General features: G+C 44.2%; 18 protein-coding genes. 13 read left to right on the top strand and 5 right to left on the bottom strand.

Annotated elements, in window-relative coordinates; translation table 11 throughout:
* Positions 1–2: 2 nt before the first annotated feature.
* From HNR75_RS13005 to glmM, 8 genes are all read left to right on the top strand, one after another.
* Positions 3–992, top strand: a complete 990-nt coding sequence (locus HNR75_RS13005; RefSeq protein WP_188027416.1) for a glycosyltransferase family 2 protein — start codon at positions 3–5, stop codon at positions 990–992.
* On the top strand, positions 979–1,797 hold the full coding sequence (locus tag HNR75_RS13000; RefSeq protein WP_188027415.1) for a glycosyltransferase family 32 protein: 819 nt from the start codon (positions 979–981) through the stop codon (positions 1,795–1,797). Before HNR75_RS13005 ends, HNR75_RS13000 begins: the two co-directional genes overlap by 14 nt.
* A gap of 7 nt (positions 1,798–1,804) precedes the next feature.
* Complete coding sequence (locus HNR75_RS15670) at positions 1,805–2,776, top strand: EpsG family protein (protein ID WP_188027414.1); 972 nt, start codon at positions 1,805–1,807, stop codon at positions 2,774–2,776.
* Positions 2,766–3,545, top strand: coding sequence for a glycosyltransferase family 25 protein (locus HNR75_RS12990; protein ID WP_188027413.1), 780 nt, complete (start codon positions 2,766–2,768; stop codon positions 3,543–3,545). Before HNR75_RS15670 ends, HNR75_RS12990 begins: the two co-directional genes overlap by 11 nt.
* 335 nt (positions 3,546–3,880) lie before the next feature.
* Positions 3,881–4,990, top strand: coding sequence for a glycosyltransferase (locus HNR75_RS12985; protein WP_188027412.1), 1,110 nt, complete (start codon positions 3,881–3,883; stop codon positions 4,988–4,990).
* Positions 4,991–5,028: 38 nt separating this feature from the next.
* The gene (locus tag HNR75_RS12980; protein ID WP_188027411.1) at positions 5,029–6,201 is read left to right on the top strand and encodes a glycosyltransferase family 4 protein; all 1,173 of its coding nucleotides are present in this window, start codon (positions 5,029–5,031) and stop codon (positions 6,199–6,201) included.
* A gap of 396 nt (positions 6,202–6,597) precedes the next feature.
* The gene (locus tag HNR75_RS12975) at positions 6,598–7,650 is read left to right on the top strand and encodes an acyltransferase (protein WP_188027410.1); all 1,053 of its coding nucleotides are present in this window, start codon (positions 6,598–6,600) and stop codon (positions 7,648–7,650) included.
* A gap of 313 nt (positions 7,651–7,963) precedes the next feature.
* The gene (gene glmM, locus HNR75_RS12970; RefSeq protein ID WP_188027409.1) at positions 7,964–9,301 is read left to right on the top strand and encodes a phosphoglucosamine mutase; all 1,338 of its coding nucleotides are present in this window, start codon (positions 7,964–7,966) and stop codon (positions 9,299–9,301) included.
* Between the two features lie 66 nt (positions 9,302–9,367).
* Here glmM and HNR75_RS12965 read toward each other — a convergent pair whose 3' ends face one another.
* Positions 9,368–9,685, bottom strand: coding sequence for a CcdB family protein (locus HNR75_RS12965; RefSeq protein WP_188027408.1), 318 nt, complete (start codon positions 9,683–9,685; stop codon positions 9,368–9,370).
* Positions 9,685–9,930 carry a type II toxin-antitoxin system CcdA family antitoxin gene (locus HNR75_RS12960; RefSeq protein WP_188027407.1) on the bottom strand — a complete coding sequence of 82 codons (246 nt, stop codon included), beginning with the start codon at positions 9,928–9,930 and terminating at the stop codon, positions 9,685–9,687. Before HNR75_RS12960 ends, HNR75_RS12965 begins: the two co-directional genes overlap by 1 nt.
* 319 nt (positions 9,931–10,249) lie before the next feature.
* Between HNR75_RS12960 and HNR75_RS12955 the strand changes: the two genes are divergently transcribed.
* The 5 genes from HNR75_RS12955 (at position 10,250) to HNR75_RS12935 (ending at position 15,124) form a co-directional block, all read left to right on the top strand.
* Positions 10,250–10,504, top strand: coding sequence for a type II toxin-antitoxin system Phd/YefM family antitoxin (locus HNR75_RS12955; protein ID WP_188027406.1), 255 nt, complete (start codon positions 10,250–10,252; stop codon positions 10,502–10,504).
* Positions 10,497–10,760, top strand: a complete 264-nt coding sequence (locus HNR75_RS12950; protein WP_188027405.1) for a Txe/YoeB family addiction module toxin — start codon at positions 10,497–10,499, stop codon at positions 10,758–10,760. Before HNR75_RS12955 ends, HNR75_RS12950 begins: the two co-directional genes overlap by 8 nt.
* A 70-nt stretch (positions 10,761–10,830) precedes the next feature.
* Complete coding sequence (locus HNR75_RS12945) at positions 10,831–11,997, top strand: nucleotide sugar dehydrogenase (protein ID WP_188027404.1); 1,167 nt, start codon at positions 10,831–10,833, stop codon at positions 11,995–11,997.
* A 133-nt stretch (positions 11,998–12,130) separates the two neighbouring features.
* Complete coding sequence (locus tag HNR75_RS12940; protein ID WP_188027403.1) at positions 12,131–12,931, top strand: hypothetical protein; 801 nt, start codon at positions 12,131–12,133, stop codon at positions 12,929–12,931.
* A gap of 75 nt (positions 12,932–13,006) precedes the next feature.
* The gene (locus tag HNR75_RS12935; RefSeq protein ID WP_188027402.1) at positions 13,007–15,124 is read left to right on the top strand and encodes a YjbH domain-containing protein; all 2,118 of its coding nucleotides are present in this window, start codon (positions 13,007–13,009) and stop codon (positions 15,122–15,124) included.
* 55 nt (positions 15,125–15,179) lie between these two features.
* On the opposite strand, the gene HNR75_RS12930 is transcribed toward HNR75_RS12935, so the two are convergent.
* The 3 genes from HNR75_RS12930 to HNR75_RS12920 are packed head-to-tail and all read right to left on the bottom strand — an operon-like array spanning position 15,180 to position 16,638.
* Entirely contained in the window at positions 15,180–15,830 is a 651-nt protein-coding gene (locus tag HNR75_RS12930) for a HipA domain-containing protein (RefSeq protein WP_246358943.1), read from the bottom strand.
* Positions 15,827–16,378 carry a HipA N-terminal domain-containing protein gene (locus HNR75_RS12925; RefSeq protein WP_188027401.1) on the bottom strand — a complete coding sequence of 184 codons (552 nt, stop codon included), beginning with the start codon at positions 16,376–16,378 and terminating at the stop codon, positions 15,827–15,829. Before HNR75_RS12925 ends, HNR75_RS12930 begins: the two co-directional genes overlap by 4 nt.
* 8 nt (positions 16,379–16,386) lie before the next feature.
* Complete coding sequence (locus HNR75_RS12920; RefSeq protein WP_188027400.1) at positions 16,387–16,638, bottom strand: helix-turn-helix domain-containing protein; 252 nt, start codon at positions 16,636–16,638, stop codon at positions 16,387–16,389.
* Positions 16,639–16,760: the final 122 nt, after the last annotated feature.

Here is a 16,760-nt window from a genome sequence, read left to right as displayed (position 1 = left end):
AAATGCCTAAAGTGTCCGTTATTGTGCCTGTTTATAATGCCGAGAAATATGTTGAACGTGCTATCGTCAGTTTAATGGAGCAAACGTTAGATGATGTAGAGTTTATTATTATTGACGATGGTTCAAAAGATAATTCTCTTGTCATTATTCAACAGGTGATGGAACGTTACCCAGACCGGAAAGATCAAGTTATATTAATATCCAGAGAGAACCGAGGAGTTGCTGCAACACGCGCTCAAGGGATGGAGTTAGCCAAAGGAGAATATACCATTCATCTCGATAGCGATGACTGGGTTGAACTTGGTTGGCTGGAGTCTATGTATAATGTTGCTAAGAAAGATAATGCTGATGTTGTTATCTGTGATTATTCGTTGGTTTATAAAAACAATTGTCAATTAATCAAGCAACCTCCTGCCTCTACCGGGTTGGATTGTATTAAGCAATTACTGGTATGTAATCTACATGGTTCAACCTGGAATAAGCTAATTAGTAGAAAGCTTTGTCTTGATAATAAAATAAATGTGCTTGATGATATAAATTATTTGGAAGATTTTTATTACATAATGAATGTCTTTTATTTTGCCTCAAAAATTTCATATGTAAGTATGCCTTTTCTTAATTATAATCAAGAAAACTATAACTCCATAACTAAAGTAATAGATAAAGACAAAGTAAAACATATCGTTAATGCTATTAGGTATATTGAAAATTTCTTGATTAATAAAGGCTTGTTAGATGTTCTTAATTATGAGATTAATATATTCAAGTTAATGCAAAAAACATGGATTATATATAACAACCCGAAGGAATCCTTCGAGTTGTTCAGTGAATCTAATAAATATATATGGGGGAGTAGTTTAACGACTTATGCAAAAATAGCGTTATGCCTCGACTCAAAAAAAATGTATAAAACATCCTTTGTTTTTGTGAAATTTATTTTGTTATTAAAGTATTTTTCTCGAATTTTGCGGAGTAGATATGTTAATTCCTAAGAAAATTCATTATTGCTGGTTTGGTGGTAATGAATTACCAGAAATTGCCATAAAATGCATTGAAAGTTGGAGAAAATATTGTTCAGATTACGAGCTTATTAGATGGGATGAAACTAATTCTGATCTTGAGTCATGTCGTTTTGTGAAGGAAGCGCATGAAGCAAAAAAATGGGCATTTGTATCAGATTATGTACGTCTACAGGTTATAGAAAAGCATGGTGGTATATATTTAGATATTGATGTTGAGCTCTTAAAAGGGCTGGATGAATTCTTGAAATTCGATGGTTTTATGGGGTTCGAAAAAGATAGTATTTGGCGGGTAAACACAGGGCTGGGTTTTGGTGCAAAGCCTAATCATCCTGTTTTACGAAAACTTATGGAATCTTATGAAAATACAAAATTCATTATGGATAATGGAGATTTTGATATGATGCCTTGTCCACATAGAGATACTAAAGTTCTAGTTTCGTTAGGTTTAGCTCAGAATGGAATGGAGCAAAATATTAATGGAATTATGGTTTTCCCCTCGGATTATTTTTGCCCAGCCTCCCTTGTTGGTGAAGCCGAAATAACATCTAATACTGTATCGATACATCACTTTAATGCTAGTTGGCAGTCTGGACGCTTTAAGAGAAGTATTGCCAGAAAAAAAAGAATTATAAAAATATTTGGGGGGTGGATAGGTGGTGCAATTGACATGCTTTTTATCTTGAATGATGAAATTAAAGAATGCGGGATACAGGTAACAGCAAAAAAAATAAAGAAAAAGATATTGTCATTTAATGTGAAAAATAAAATATCTTGAGCCATATATGATTCCGTACAAAAAAAACACTTCTTGTTTACCAGTAGAATTTTGGTTGGGTGTGTCATTCGTTTTCTCTGTATTATTCGTAATATTAAGTTGTTATTGGTCGAAAAACGTGAACTACATAAATGATACACTTGAATACAAATATAACTTCGATTCAATACATGTTGATATATATCCCTATGGTGTTGAATTTTTAACATCTCTTTTTATGTATATCGTAAGTGTATTTGGAGGAGACTTTTCTGATTTTATTCTGTTTTCATATTTGATGTGGCTTCCTATTGTTTTTCTATGTGTTAACGCAGCTGGGAAAAACATAACCTATTTTTTTGTTTCTATATTTTTACTTTCTACATTTTTTTATCTTAATGCGTCGTATCTTATTCGGCAATATTACGCAGCATCATTTTTTGTTTTGTATATTTTTTTGTCAAATAGGAAAAAAATATCTTATGTTTTTCTATTTGCTTCTTTATTTTCTCATTTATCATCAATTATCTGGATTTTAACATCATCTGCTTTTGCTGTTAAACTTTGCAAATCAAGATTTGTTATTTTTGCTTTTGCTTTCTTCTCATTTTTTTCACTCACCGGCATTAGTATTTATGGTTTTTTTGTTGAAGCTTTAATGCATGTTGAGGTGATTTTCAATCTCCCAGTTTTAACTAGGAAAATAATGTTTTATACAGGGGGTGAGGCAGAGTTAGCTTCAAGTGTAAATGTGAGGTTCACTGTTTTTTCAATATTAATATTTATAATGTCAGCTTTCCTAATGCATAGTAAATGTACTTTGTCTCTGTTAGATGAAAAAATATGTTCACTAATAATGTATCAATCATTGTTTATAATTGTTTTTAATGAAAACATAGTGTTGGCTAATAGGGTGGGGTTTTTTGTTTTCTTTTTTTCTATACCATGCTTTTTGATTTTAATTGGTTATTATTTAAGGCGTCAACTTCATGACATATAGTACGTATGTTATTTCTCTCTCAAATGAATTGGTTAGACAAAAATCAATTTTAACTCAATTCAATAAATTGAATTCTATTTTTGAGTTTGAGTATGCTGTAGATTTTAGATTTGTTGATATTAATAAGGTGGATGATTTTTATATAAAAAGTACATGTTCTAGTCTCAATAGGAATCTCACAAAAGGAGAGATTGGGTGCTCTTTAAGCCACATTAATGTATACAAAAAGCTTCTGGAATCAAATGAGACTTGGGCTTGGATTGTTGAAGACGACGCCCTATTAGAACGTGTAGATATAAAAATTCTTGATGAACTAATTCAGTGTAGTGAAAAACAGGGTAATGATGTCGTTATTCTTGGTTATTCTAAGCTAGCAAGTGATGAAGAGAAGATTTTTTATTTAAAAGAACCGTTAAAGGCTAAATCAATGCTTGAGTGTGGTGCCATTTTAGGACGCCCATGGAAAAACTGGACTTGTGGAACAGTTTCTTATCTTATTAATAAAAATGGTGCAAAAAAAATATTAGACAGATTTGAATCTGTTTGTAATAAAGTTGAGACTGTTGCGGATGACTGGAATTTTTTCGAAAAACATTGTTCAGTGAATATACTTCATTGTCGCCCTTTGCTTGTTTTTGAAAACTTTAATGCTTATAAAAGCTCCTTAGAGGATGAAAGAGCTGTTATCGCAAAAAAATCCATAAAGTGGTTAGATTCAATAAGAGTTATTCGTGGCTTTATGAGAAAAGCGATTATGGATATTAAATAATTAGAATTCCTGTTTTTGCAACAGGGTTGTATGTAGATAAAACGTAAAACATTGTTATTTAAACTGATACTGAGTAGAGACTGAAAAGGTATTAATAATATTGCTTTGTTTTACTGTAAATATTTTTTTGCTTAATAAGGCTCTGCTAGGAGATATAAAAATTGGCTTTATTAATTTTTTAAAAATCATGGTATTGCATTCTTCGTAAATCCAAATGATAAGTTTATTTTTTATGAATTAATTTGAGTTGTTTAAGCTCTTTCTTTATTTTTAGTGGTATGGGTGATAAAGTGGAATTATATGTTTTTTTTACAGTGTTAATTGCTGGGTAAGTAATGAAGATTTTATTTGTTATCACGGGTTTGAGTGTCGGTGGTGCTGAAAGTTTAGTAATATCTCTTGCAGACTCGTTGGCTGAAAGAGGCCATTCTATATGTATATGCTACTTAACAGGCGAAGCCTTATTATTACCGAAAAACAAGAGTATAAAAGTTGTTGGATTAGGCATGAAAAATATCTTTGGTATTTTTGGTGCTTACTGTAAATTCTTTTCATTACTCCGAAATTTTAAGCCGGATATCGTACATGGTCATATGTTTCATGCGAATATTCTGGTTCGTCTTGCTCGATTGAGTGTCAACATTCCCCGCCTTATTTGTACTGCTCATAGTTCAGATGAAGGCGGCAGATTGAGAATGTTAGCCTACCGCGTAACAGATTGCCTGACTGATATATCTACAAATGTAAGTGAAGAGGCTGTAGATGCTTTTATAAAAAAAAGAGCAGTCAAATCAGGTAGAATGATCAGCATTCATAATGGGATATCAACACAAAAATTTAAATTTAATGAATGTGAGAGAGCCAGAATAAAAAAAGAGCTGAATGTTGAAAATAAACAAATGATTCTGGCTGTTGGCCGTTTAGTTGAAGCTAAAGACTATAATAATTTATTGAATGCAATATTTTTGTTAAAAGACAATAAAAACAACATTAAAGTTTTAATTGCTGGTGATGGGCCGTTAAGGCAGGAACTTCAAGGTTTAATTTATAAGCTCAGACTTGAGGATTATGTTGATTTTTTAGGGATTCGCGACGATATACCGGCGTTAATGTCTGCAACCGATGTTTTTGTACTTTCCTCCGCATGGGAAGGCTTTGGCCTTGTTGTTGCTGAAGCCATGGCTTGTCAGCGGGTTGTTGTTGCAACGGATTGTGGTGGGGTGAAAGAGGTACTTGGTTCTGCCGGTTTTCTGGTTCAACCTCGTCAGGCTCCAGAGCTTGCTGAAGCATTATGCAAAGCTCTTGATCTATCCACTCAGTATTCCGACACCTTGGGAAAAGCCGCTCGTCAACGTGTACAAAGTTACTACTCATTAGATGCTGCTGTTGATAAATGGCTTAAGTTATATTCTTGTCCGATTCAATCAATTGGTTCTCTGGATTGAGTTTTATTGCTCTGTTTGTTACTGATATCTAAATAATTATGGATGATATAAAAACGATGCCACATTTACTTTTGTGTGCGAATACAGCTTGGTCTCTCTACAATTTTCGACACGGGCTTATTGCTACGCTTTTGGAAAAAGGGTTTATCATAAGCATATTGGCTCCGAAAGATGAGTGTTCTGATAAGCTAGAAGCAATGGGATGTCAGGTATTTGATTTGTATATGTCAGCAAAAGGTGTAAACCCTTTTTCTGATTTGGTTTTAATGACGCGCATTGCTCTTTTCTACCGTAAACTTAAACCTGATTTTATAATCCATTACACCATCAAGCCGAATATATATGGATCTTTAGCCGCTAAATTGGTTGGTATTCCTTCTCTCGCTGTTACTACTGGTTTGGGGTATACCTTTCTTAATAACAACTTGGTGGCAAAAGTAGCGAGGCAACTCTACAAGCTGGCATTTCGTTTTCCTGAAGAGGTATGGTTTTTGAATGCTGATGATAAGCATGCATTCCTCAGCCATAATTTGGTTGATAAAAATAAAGCTGTAATTTTGCGTAGTGAAGGGATCAATACGGCTCATTTTACATTTCAACCTAAACCTTTAGATGATGGTAAATTTCGTTTTTTACTAATTGCCCGGATGCTGTGGGATAAAGGCATCGGTGAATATGTAGAAGCGGCACGGAAAGTACGAGCCCGCCATCCCAATGCGGTGTTTCAATTATTGGGTGCAACTGGTGTGCCTAATCCCAGTGTGATCGGGCGTGAGCAGATTGCAGAATGGGAAGCCGCTGGTGATGTTGAGTATTTAGGGACTACAGGTGATGTGCGACCCATTATTGCACAAGCTGATTGTGTAGTGCTTCCCTCTTATTATCGTGAAGGGGTACCTCGTACCTTGATGGAGGCTGCTGCGATGAGTAAACCTCTTATCACTACTGATAATGTTGGTTGTCGTGATGTGGTAGTTCATGAGCAGACTGGTCTGCTTTGTCCGGTCAAAGATTCGCATGCATTAGCCAATAGCATGGAGTTGATGCTGAATATGAATGATGAAAAGAGAAATGCCATGGGCGAAGTCGGGCGGCTCTTTATGATTGAAAACTTTGAAGAACAGAAGGTGATTGCACAATATTTGCGAATGTTGAACAAATATGTGATTCAGTCTGAAACCGAAAAGCTTTCTCCGTCTCCTGCGCCTTAAAATCAACCCCATCGCAAATCACAATTGACCTATAGATATTTATGAACAAAAAATATTTTTGTTCCGACAGTGTGCGAACTCTGGCTGATAGAAGCCCTACTACATTATCTGCTGGATGTGGTGTTCCGGGAGGATTAATCCCAAATCTACATGGATAAGCTGGTGAAAACCTGATTGCATGTCCCATATTGCATCGAATTGGCTAACGGTGGATACAGGGATAAAACGGAAGAAAAAACGGGCTGGTCGGGATAATGGGTACCTGTCTTAATTCCTTGTGGGATGCGGACTTTCATTATTTCGCCCTGAACCAAAACTTAAAGCTGGACGGTACTGCGTGCCGCCGATTAATTAAAGGTTATATTTTAATATAAAATCAACTATAGAGAAAAGCCTATGATTATGAAACAAAACATACGAATACCTTATTGGGATAATTGGAAAGCACTAGCCATAATTGCAGTTGTTGCAATTCATGCTTCCAATCATACAGCTGATTTTTCAAATGGATCTTTTAATTGGCTGTTTGGTCTTGCCTTCAGGCAGCTAATAGACTTTGCGGTACCAATTTTTTTTGCATTGGCTGGGTATTTTTCAAGCAATTCTCTAGAGCAACAAACAAAAGATTTTTATTTTAGGAGAGCAAGTCGCATTCTTATCCCTTATGTCATATGGACAATAATATACATATTAATAAGAACACCAATAATACCACCAAGTCCATCCGAAATACTCAGAGGTTTGTTTTTTGGCGAAGGAATCCAGGTGGGTTATTTTGTTATAGTGCTACTGCAATTTGTTTTTTTAACTCCAATATTCAATATGGTTACAGAAAAACAAATACATTTTCTAATGACAGTCGTTATATCCTTGTTTGGTGTTATTTTTACTTATACATTTTTTGCTACAAACCCAGATTTTATTTGGTCAAGATTTCCATTTAATGCACTCCCTTTTTTTGTATGGTATCCATTTTATTGTTTTGGCTATATCGTTTCACGATACAATGTTGAAGCTGAAATAAAAAAATTAAACTCAATTAAGTTATTTGTTGTGTTGTTATTTTCTCTTGGCTTAGCTTTTATCGAGGCATTGTTTTGGGCTTATCATAATAATTATGGTTTTGGTGTTTCTCAGCTTAAAATAACTAGCTTCATAGCTTCAATAACACTGTTTATTATGATTGTCCACTTTTCGGGAAAGTTAACTTGTATGAGTAATAGCTCAATGTTTACTTGGCTTGGTAAAAACTCTTATTCCATATATCTATTGCATTTGCTTTTTTTGCCAAGAATACAGTTTATATTTAATAAAAGTGAATGGCTTTATAGTTTTCAACCTGCTTTTATAATCACAACAATTTTGGCAACAATTATTTGCTGTGCTGGTTTGATTCTTGTTATAAAATGCGCAATGCCTTTGAAGGTTTCAAAAAATATTCTTGGGTAGGTTTTTTCATCAAAACTTAAAAAATGAATAAATTAAACCCATGGTCACAACTAACTAAAAAATGGTATAATAGACGTTTAACGTTGTTAGTGAACTTCATCCACTTTTTCGGATCCGCATCGGATAACTAATTCGTAAATCATTGGCAACATTCAATTTGTTAAATTCTCTCAAGCAAAGTGCAGGCTTATAACAAGGCAATTGGGATCTTCATTTACAAGCCTGCCACTGAATATAAGTAGTGAAAAACTCTCCAGATTCTGACGCTTTAAACACAACTTTATCGCAAATCACAATTAATCTATAGACACTCATGAACAGAAAATATTTCGGCACCGACGGCGTTCGGGGCTTGGTCGGTCAGTTTCCGATTACCCCCGATTTTGCCCTGAAACTGGGTTGGGCGGCTGGCAAGGTGTTAGCCGCCAGCGGCACGCGTAAGGTGATTATTGGTAAGGATACCCGCATTTCCGGTTATATGCTGGAATCGGCCATGGCATCAGGTTTCGCGGCGGCGGGTGTCCATGTTGCGCTGACCGGCCCGTTGCCAACGCCGGCTATCGCCTATCTGGCCCGGACGTTTCGTGCCGATGCCGGTGTGGTGATCAGTGCCTCGCATAATCCCTATCATGATAACGGTATCAAGTTTTTCTCGGCGGCCGGGGTCAAGCTGAACGATGACATTGAGCTGGCGATTGAGGCGCAGCTGACGCAGGAGTTGCAGTGTGTCGATTCGGCGCATCTGGGTAAAGCCCGCCGTATTACGGATGCCATCGGCCGTTATGTCGAATTCTGCAAAAGCCAGTTTCCGTCACAGCTGAGCCTGGAAGGGCTGCGGGTGGTGGTGGATTGTGCGCACGGCGCGACGTATCAGATCGCCCCGGCTGTATTGCGCGAACTGGGCGCGGAGGTGTTTACCATTGGTGTCGAGCCTTCCGGCCTCAACATCAATGAACACTGTGGTGCCACTGATCTGACGGCGCTGTCGGCAAAAGTACAGGAGTTACGTGCCGATGTCGGTTTTGCGCTGGACGGCGATGGCGATCGGATCATGCTGGTTGATCATTTGGGCCGGGTCGTAGACGGTGATCAGATCCTGTTTATCCTTGCGCGTCACTGGCAGGAGCGCGGTGAGCTGCGCGGCGGTGTGGTCGGCACACAAATGGCCAATCTCGGTCTGGAAAAGGCGCTGCATGGCTTGGGTATTCCGTTTGCCCGCAGCAAGGTCGGCGACCGTTATGTGGTTGAGCTGCTGCACGAACTGGGCTGGCAGCTGGGCGGTGAGAATTCCGGTCATATCCTGTCGCTCAGCCATACTACCACCGGTGACGGTATCATCGCCGGTCTGCAGGTATTGCGCACTATGGTTGAACGCGGACAAAATCTGGCTGCCTGTTGTGAAGGGATGAGCCTGATGCCGCAGGTGCTGATCAACATCCGCTATCAGGGACAACAAGACCCGTTGGCCAGCGACGCCGTCCGCCAGGCGATGGCAGAAGCCGAAGCGATTTTCGCCGGCCGCGGCCGCATCCTGCTGCGTAAATCCGGCACCGAACCGCTACTCCGCGTCATGGCCGAAGGCGAAAACGAAGCCGAAGTCCGCGCCATGGCGGAACATATTGCTGCCAGCATCCGGGCGGTGACGGGGTGAGAACAGGCGGGGCTGGGAGAGTGGACTGGCATCAGAAGTTCATAAGCTTCATGCTTTCACTCTGGTTTAAATTCCGGTAATCAAAAAATCGATCGCAGCAATAATTTCATCCCGGAACGTACTCAGATCATGCGTTGGTTCAATCAAGATCTTGGTTGGCACACTCGTCGTCTGTTGTGTCAGGAGCACGAAATCCCCCTCATCCAAATGGACGATCGGGCATAAATGGCTTGGCGCTTTCTTTTCTATGAGTTCCACTGGCGTTAACGGAATAACCAAACGCGTATTCAGGTTTTCTAAGAGTTCGCTTTGCACATCAACGAAAAACGGATATGTGGTAGCTGTGGCTTTGTCAGGATTTCTGTATAGCGTAAATTGCGACATTAGAATGCTCGAAATGAATCAGAAAATAGTCCGTGTCTTTCAGTCAGTTCGTTGCAGGCATTGATAGCTTCAGCATTTTGTTTTAGCCATTCGGCCTTCTTCCGCTCATGAACTTCTTGAGCGAGCGCTTTTTCCATTGTGGCCGAGAGATTGATGTTCAAGCGTTTAGCCTCAGCTAATAACTCACTATTCAAGCTAAGGTTGGTTGCTTTTTTAGGTGCTTGTGCGCTGAATGCGTTTCTCATAGTTTCACCACTCAAAATGCGTATGATTTATGCGCATTAAATATAGGTGCAAACTAAAAGCCAGACAAGACATTCAACAAAAACTTAATGTGGGACTCTTTCTAGCTCAATAAGTTGAAGTTATGAGCCGATGTCATACTATCATTTTTCCCAACAACAGACGAAAACGAATCCGAAATCCGCGCCATGGCAGAACACCTCGCCGCCAGCATCCGGGCGGTGATGAAAAACTTCCTCGAGCTCTATCTGTACATCTTATTGTACATTTTGTTGACTGAGTTATACTTGTACCATAAGTTGCACAGTTCGCGGAGCCTTTATGCAGGTCGTTTCTTTTACCGAAGCACGTAATAACCTTAAATCTGTTTTAGATCAGGTGGTTAATGATGCTGATTGCACCATTATCACTCGCCGTGATGCTGAAGATGCGGTGGTGATGTCTCTCGACTACTACAACAGCCTGATGGAAACCGTTCACTTATTGAAAACGCCAGCAAATGCGGCGCATTTGGCGAAATCCATCGAGCAATATCGCAATAATCAGGTTCAGGAAAGAGACCTCATTGATGAGTAGACTGCTGACCTGGACTGATGAAGCCTGGGCCGATTATCTGTACTGGCAAAATCAGGATAAGAAAACCCTGAAACGTATCAATAAAATCATCGAAGATATCAAACGTTCGCCTTTTGAGGGCATCGGGAAACCCGAACCGTTAAAAATGAACTTATCTGGCTTTTGGTCTCGCCGTATTGATGACACGAACCGCCTGGTCTATGCGGTTGAAGATACGCGTCTCACCGTTATTTCATGTCGTTATCACTACGAGTAAACTTTTAAACATCAAACGATGCGAATAAAAGCACCAGATAAACAACTATATTTGAATAAGGACTATAACAATGAAAATTGCCGTCGCCGGGACAGGTTATGTCGGTTTATCCAATGCCATTCTGATGGCGCAGCACCATGAAGTAGTGGCGCTGGATGTGGTGCCGGAAAAGGTACGTCAGCTCAATGATCGTGTGTCGCCAATCGTCGATACCGAAATCGAAGATTACCTGAAAAACAAAAAACTCAACCTGCGCGCGACGCTGGACAAGCACGATGCCTATCAGGGCGCGCAGTTTGTCATTATCGCCACGCCGACCGATTACGATCCGCAGACCAACTATTTCAATACCTCGTCGGTGGAATCGGTGATCCGCGATGTGCTGGCCATCAATCCGCAGGCGGTGATGGTGGTGAAATCCACGGTGCCGGTGGGCTTTACCGCACGGGTGAAGGAACAGTTTGGCTGCGACAACATCCTGTTCTCGCCGGAGTTCCTGCGTGAAGGCCGCGCGCTGTACGATAACCTCTATCCGTCACGCATCATTGTCGGCGAGCGTTCCGAACGTGCCGAAACCTTTGCCAAACTGCTGCTGGAAGGGGCGATCAAGCTGGATATTCCGGTGCTGTTCACTGATGCCACCGAAGCCGAAGCGATCAAGCTGTTCGCCAACACCTATCTGGCGATGCGCGTGGCTTACTTTAACGAGCTGGATACCTACGCGCAGAGCCTGGGGCTCGACAGCAAGCAGATCATCGAAGGCGTCGGCCTCGATCCGCGCATCGGCACCCACTACAACAACCCGTCGTTCGGTTACGGCGGCTACTGCCTGCCGAAAGACACCAAACAGCTGCTGGCGAACTACAGTCAGGTGCCGAATAACCTGATCCGCGCCATCGTCGATTCCAACACCACACGCAAGGACTTCATCGCGGATGCCATCATCCGGCGTAACCCGAAAGTGGTCGGCGTCTATCGTCTGATCATGAAAGCCGGTTCCGATAATTTCCGCGCCTCGGCGGTGCAGGGGATCATGAAGCGTATCAAGGCGAAAGGGATCGAGGTGGTGGTGTATGAGCCGGTGCTGAAAGAAGACACCTTCTTCAAATCCCGCGTGATCCGCGATCTGAACGAGTTCAAGGCCATCTCCGATGTGATCATTTCCAACCGCATGGTGGAAGAGCTGAGCGATGTCGCGGAGAAAGTCTTTACCCGTGATCTGTTTGGTAAAGATTAGTAAAAAAATCAGGCATAAAATCAGGGCATAGCCATTTGGTTATGCCTTTTTAGTGTTAAGATGCTGTTAATTGTTATCGCAGGTAAGCGTCGGTGGCTATGCTGACCACCGCAGAATCAATGAGGGATACTCCATGAAGTTAAAACAGTTAGTGGTTGCAGTGAGCCTGTCGCTGGGTCTGGCCGCCTGTGGCGGTGGTGGCGGTTCTTCGTCTTCATCTTCTTCTCCATCTTATGATTTCAAGGTCACCGCGGTCGACGGTTACCTGAAAAACGCCGTGGTGACGGCCACTTGTGATGGCAAGACTTTCGTTGGCACCACCAATGAAAACGGCGTGGCGGAGCTGAATACCAATAGTACCAACTGTTCGGTGGTGATCACCGCGAAGGCGGATGGTTCGACCATTGATATGGATACCGGTGAAACCTACGCAGCCGGTTCACTGTATCTGGTGAGCCCGGCCGGTCAGAATAAAACCAGCCTGATTGCCAGCCCGTTCACTACCATGGTGGCACTGCTGATGGAAAGCTCAGGCGGCTCAGTGGATCTGGACGCGGCGATTGCGCAGATTGCGGATGGTTTCGGTATTGATGCCTCTTTGGTCACCGGCGACTTTATTGCCGCAGGTGATGACGAAGTGGCGCTGAAAGCATCGGCATTACTCTCTTCTGCAGTACTGCCGAAGACGGCGGAAGAATTTAACGCGCAGGTAGCGAATGAATCAACTACACAGGCTGTCATTACCAAACTGCTGAAAATCAATACTGCCGTGGAAGCGCAAATCGAAGAGCTGAAAAATAATGGCGAAGACTTATCGACCGTTATCATCACCGTAACGGTGGCGGCAGATGGCTCGGTCACCACCGAAGTGGAAGACAAACCACTGGCGACCGGTGCGACCGATTCTGCGGTTGGCGGCGGTACCGGCAACTAAGCGGATCAGATCTGATCAGGGATGTTCATTAAGGCAGCTTCGGCTGCCTTTTTTCTGCGTTATGGGGAAAAGGGTTTGCGTCTACAACGATTGAGTTTATGTGTGGTGCTGGTCGGGAGCTGTTCGCCGGTGCTGGCTGGCGAGTTTCAGCACAGTCTGGCGCAGGAGCCGTACACCGGCCTGCTGAAGACGCCGAATGCGCAGGTAGCCGACTACGGTGTGGCACAGTTTGATTTTTCCAATCCGATCGAGCGTAACAGCGGTTACATCGATGGTTATAACTACATGGCGACCGCCGGTCTGTTGCCGGGGCTGGAAGTCACCGGACGCATCGCCACCCAGGAACATGACAGCCACTGTTTTACCGAGGGCTGCGGCATCCGGGATCTGTCGGCTTCGGCCAAATATCAGCTGCCGTTTATTCCCAAAGAGTGGTTTGATGTAGCCATCGGTGCCCGCGATATGGGCGGCGCGGCGAACAATTTCCGAGCCTATTATGGCGTGCTCAGCAAGCAGTGGCAGCAGTTGCGTTTTACCGCCGGTGCTGGCACCTCGGAAAGTGCGCTGGGTCAGCTGGACGGGCCGTTCGGCGGGGTGGAGTGGCAGCCGCTCGACTGGCTGCAGTTCCTGGCGGAATACGATGCCAACTCGGTGAACGTCGGGGCCAAACTGTTTACCCCGCAGCAATGGTCAGCGAACGGCTGGCAGACGTACACCTCGGTGCAGGCCTATCAGCAGGAAGACCGGGCGGAACGCGATTACTGGTTCGGCGTCGGTGTGAAAGTGCCGCTGTGGTTGGGCAGCAAACACACCATCGCGGCCGCGCCGCAGAACCAGGCCACACCGGAAGAAATCGCCGCAGTGAATCAGCAGGCGGCAACGCTGGATCAGCCGCTGACAACCGTGAGCCAGCCGGTAGCGGCCGCGACGCCTGTGGTGGCGGCAACAGTTGCGCCGGCTACCGCCGCAGTCATCACCGATACACAGCCGCTGGTGGCGCAGTTACAGCAGGCCGGTTTTGAAAGCATCCGCGCAGCGGTGCTGGATAAGCAGCTGGTGGTGGCGCTGGAGAACAACCGCTACAACTGGAACGAGCTGGATGCGCTGGGTGTAGCGCTTGGTCTGATGGCCGATTACGCGCCGGAACAGGCCGGTGAGCTGCAACTGATCCTGCTCAATCAGAAGCTGCCGGTGTTGTCACTGAGCACCAGCCGCAGCTGTGCGCTGGCCTATCTGCAGCAGACTGGCAACTGTGATAACCGGAGCCGCTTCTTCGACGTCTCTACCCGCGATCTGGCTCAGCAGCTGGCGAAGCTGAACGCGCAGCCGGAAACGGATACCGCGTCGTTCCGGCCACGTCTGATTGTCGCCCCGGCGATCCGCTCCAATATCGCCACCGAATACGGGGTGGTGGATTACTCGCTGGCGCTAAGCAGTAACCTGCAACTGCCGCTGTGGCAGGGGGCGATGTTCGATACCCGTCATCTGGCACCGCTGTCGGAAAGCGATGACTATGAAGACGGCGCGATCTGGGGCAAGAGCCGCTATGACAGCGAGTTCGACCGGGTGCTGGTGCATCAGGCGTTCCGTCTGCCGGCGGATCTGTTCACCAAGTTCTCGGCCGGCCGTATCATGTCGGATTACGAGGGCGTGCAGAACGAAACCCGCTGGGAGTCAGCGCAGGGCGTACACCGCTTCAAACTGGAAAGCGCGCGTTTTACCAGTGATGAGCGCGACCATACCGCCACGCCGATCCTCGGTTCCTACCGCTACTACCATGCCGACTGGGACTGGGCCGGCGAGCTGACCGTGGGCGAGTTCTGGCAAGGGGATACAGGCTACAAGCTGGTGTCGAAGCACTGGTTCGGCGATACCGAGATCCGGCTGTTCCTGCGTGATACCCGCGAGCAGATCGCCGGTATCGAGTTCGCCATTCCGCTGACGCTGCGCCGGGATATGAAACCAACCCGCATCGGCCAGATCCGCGGCAGCGAACAGTTCGCCTACGGCATCGAAACGCTGGTCGGCAAGGATCACAACCGCCTCACCAGTGGCATCGGCCTCACGCCGGGGCTGACGTACAACGTCGATCAGGTCTACTTCAACCGCGACCGCCTGAGCCCGGCCTACGTCGAATCACACCTGATCCGCCTGCGCGAAGCCTATCAGCAGTACGTGGTGACAGAGAAATAAGCCATCCCGATCTGGCATAAAAACGAAACCCCGCAACGCGGGGTTTTTTGTTTTGCTAAAATCTGGCCGTTTTCAATAAGTTGGCTGTGTCCATGAATCGTTCACATTGAATAGTGAACCGGTTGATCAGAGCGTGAGCAAACTCAAGTTCATCTGCCATTAATGGTTCCAGCTGATGTTTTATGAGCCCGGCTGCTTTTAGCCCGACACGACATAAGCGATCCAGTCGCATGGCAATCACCTTGGGTGTGAGTTGCAATGAAGATGCAAATTCATAAAGCTGAAATACGCCTATATCCGCCAGTTTATATTCTCCGCCAATCGCCATCGCAAGATACTGCTCATATTCATCGCCATAGATCTGAATATTCAGCAGGTCATACAGTGGTGTCATGCTGAAACGCTGGCCTTTGCTGATAAAACTCAGGTTTTTGCCGTGGGCATCCGAATTTTCGCAAAGTAAATTGAACAGTGCCCAGTCAGCAATCAAACCCAAATCTTTAGCCGGAGAGAACAAGGCGGATTGTTCTGCGGCCAGGCGCTCAAAACTGACGCCATCCTGATAAAAAGCGGCATCACCAATATGACCGTGGGGGGCTTCGTATTTCCAGCCTGGTCCCAGATTGGTGAGCTGGCATCCGTCGATTACATGGTGACGAATCACTTCATTATCTTGCCAGTTTCTGTCAAAACGAGTGACCTTCAGAACAGGCTCACCAAGGCGCAGAAACTCTGTTGGTGCGACCCGAGCTTTCCTTCACCAAAACCAAAGTGTCCGTCAGGCGTAATGCAGATGGGGAGTTTATCCTGTACGCCGGCAATCGAGAGGCGGGGTTTACCATGCCAGTGGCCGATAGAATGGAGTTTCCGGTTAAGGATCCGCTCTCTGAGTTCTTTTTCAGAGATAGGCGTAAACGTAGTTGCAATATCTGCTGGTGTCGAATTACCACTTAAAATTGTTAATGCGCCCGTTGTTTCCTGACCAATCGCTAATGTGAGACCAAAAATGTTTGCCCGTGAAATTTGTGTTAATACCGTCAGGTCATCCAGTCGCGTATCTTCAGGTAACAGATTCTCCAGGAATCGTCGTACTGCGTGATGGGTACACCCGTTTGGGCGGATATGCGGTGAAAGCAAAAAACCTTTTTTATCCAGCCAGGTTTGCTCATAAACGAAACTGAATTCATCGTTTTGACTGTCAAAGCCTATTTTGCCTATAAGCGCATCCCGGTGAAAAACATTTAAGGTTGGCATGACCCTGATTATCCCCATGGTTCGATATGCAGCTCAATGCCCAGCATTCGCATAATATGAAATGCCTTTTCCAGCGAGACTGTTCCTGTGCCTTTTTCCAGATTACCTAATGTATCGACGGAGACATTACACAGGGCAGCTGCTTCATGGATATTGAGCCCATCCGCTGTTCTTTTGGCCCGGATAAACATGCCCAAAGCTAACGGATCACTGATGATATTGGATGTTGGTATAGCCGTGGGTTTCACTGTTCTTGCCATCAGTCGTCTTCCATTCATACTTTTTTAACAGTATATAACATGAAATGATAAGGCAGGTTGCAATTAATGCTACCATAGCAGTAGCATTAATCAACAAGAGGAATTTACTGATATAAATACTG

Origin of the sequence: Tolumonas osonensis (genome assembly GCF_014202415.1) — a bacterium.
Classification (GTDB): Bacteria; Pseudomonadota; Gammaproteobacteria; order Enterobacterales; family Aeromonadaceae; genus Tolumonas; species Tolumonas osonensis.
The sequence above is the reverse complement of the archived record's forward strand: the minus strand, read 5'-3'. Positions and strand labels throughout refer to the sequence as shown.

Coding starts and splice junctions, on each gene's coding strand:
- HNR75_RS12920 (WP_188027400.1), bottom strand. CDS start 16,638: ATGGCAAGAACAGTGAAACCCACGGCTATACCAACATCCAATATCATC.
- HNR75_RS12940 (WP_188027403.1), top strand. CDS start 12,131: ATGAAGTTAAAACAGTTAGTGGTTGCAGTGAGCCTGTCGCTGGGTCTG.
- HNR75_RS12985 (WP_188027412.1), top strand. CDS start 3,881: ATGAAGATTTTATTTGTTATCACGGGTTTGAGTGTCGGTGGTGCTGAA.
- HNR75_RS12960 (WP_188027407.1), bottom strand. CDS start 9,930: ATGAGAAACGCATTCAGCGCACAAGCACCTAAAAAAGCAACCAACCTT.
- HNR75_RS12980 (WP_188027411.1), top strand. CDS start 5,029: ATGGATGATATAAAAACGATGCCACATTTACTTTTGTGTGCGAATACA.
- HNR75_RS12990 (WP_188027413.1), top strand. CDS start 2,766: ATGACATATAGTACGTATGTTATTTCTCTCTCAAATGAATTGGTTAGA.
- HNR75_RS12925 (WP_188027401.1), bottom strand. CDS start 16,378: ATGCCAACCTTAAATGTTTTTCACCGGGATGCGCTTATAGGCAAAATA.
- HNR75_RS12955 (WP_188027406.1), top strand. CDS start 10,250: ATGCAGGTCGTTTCTTTTACCGAAGCACGTAATAACCTTAAATCTGTT.
- glmM (WP_188027409.1), top strand. CDS start 7,964: ATGAACAGAAAATATTTCGGCACCGACGGCGTTCGGGGCTTGGTCGGT.
- HNR75_RS13000 (WP_188027415.1), top strand. CDS start 979: ATGTTAATTCCTAAGAAAATTCATTATTGCTGGTTTGGTGGTAATGAA.
- HNR75_RS12975 (WP_188027410.1), top strand. CDS start 6,598: ATGATTATGAAACAAAACATACGAATACCTTATTGGGATAATTGGAAA.
- HNR75_RS13005 (WP_188027416.1), top strand. CDS start 3: ATGCCTAAAGTGTCCGTTATTGTGCCTGTTTATAATGCCGAGAAATAT.
- HNR75_RS15670 (WP_188027414.1), top strand. CDS start 1,805: ATGATTCCGTACAAAAAAAACACTTCTTGTTTACCAGTAGAATTTTGG.
- HNR75_RS12965 (WP_188027408.1), bottom strand. CDS start 9,685: ATGTCGCAATTTACGCTATACAGAAATCCTGACAAAGCCACAGCTACC.
- HNR75_RS12950 (WP_188027405.1), top strand. CDS start 10,497: ATGAGTAGACTGCTGACCTGGACTGATGAAGCCTGGGCCGATTATCTG.
- HNR75_RS12945 (WP_188027404.1), top strand. CDS start 10,831: ATGAAAATTGCCGTCGCCGGGACAGGTTATGTCGGTTTATCCAATGCC.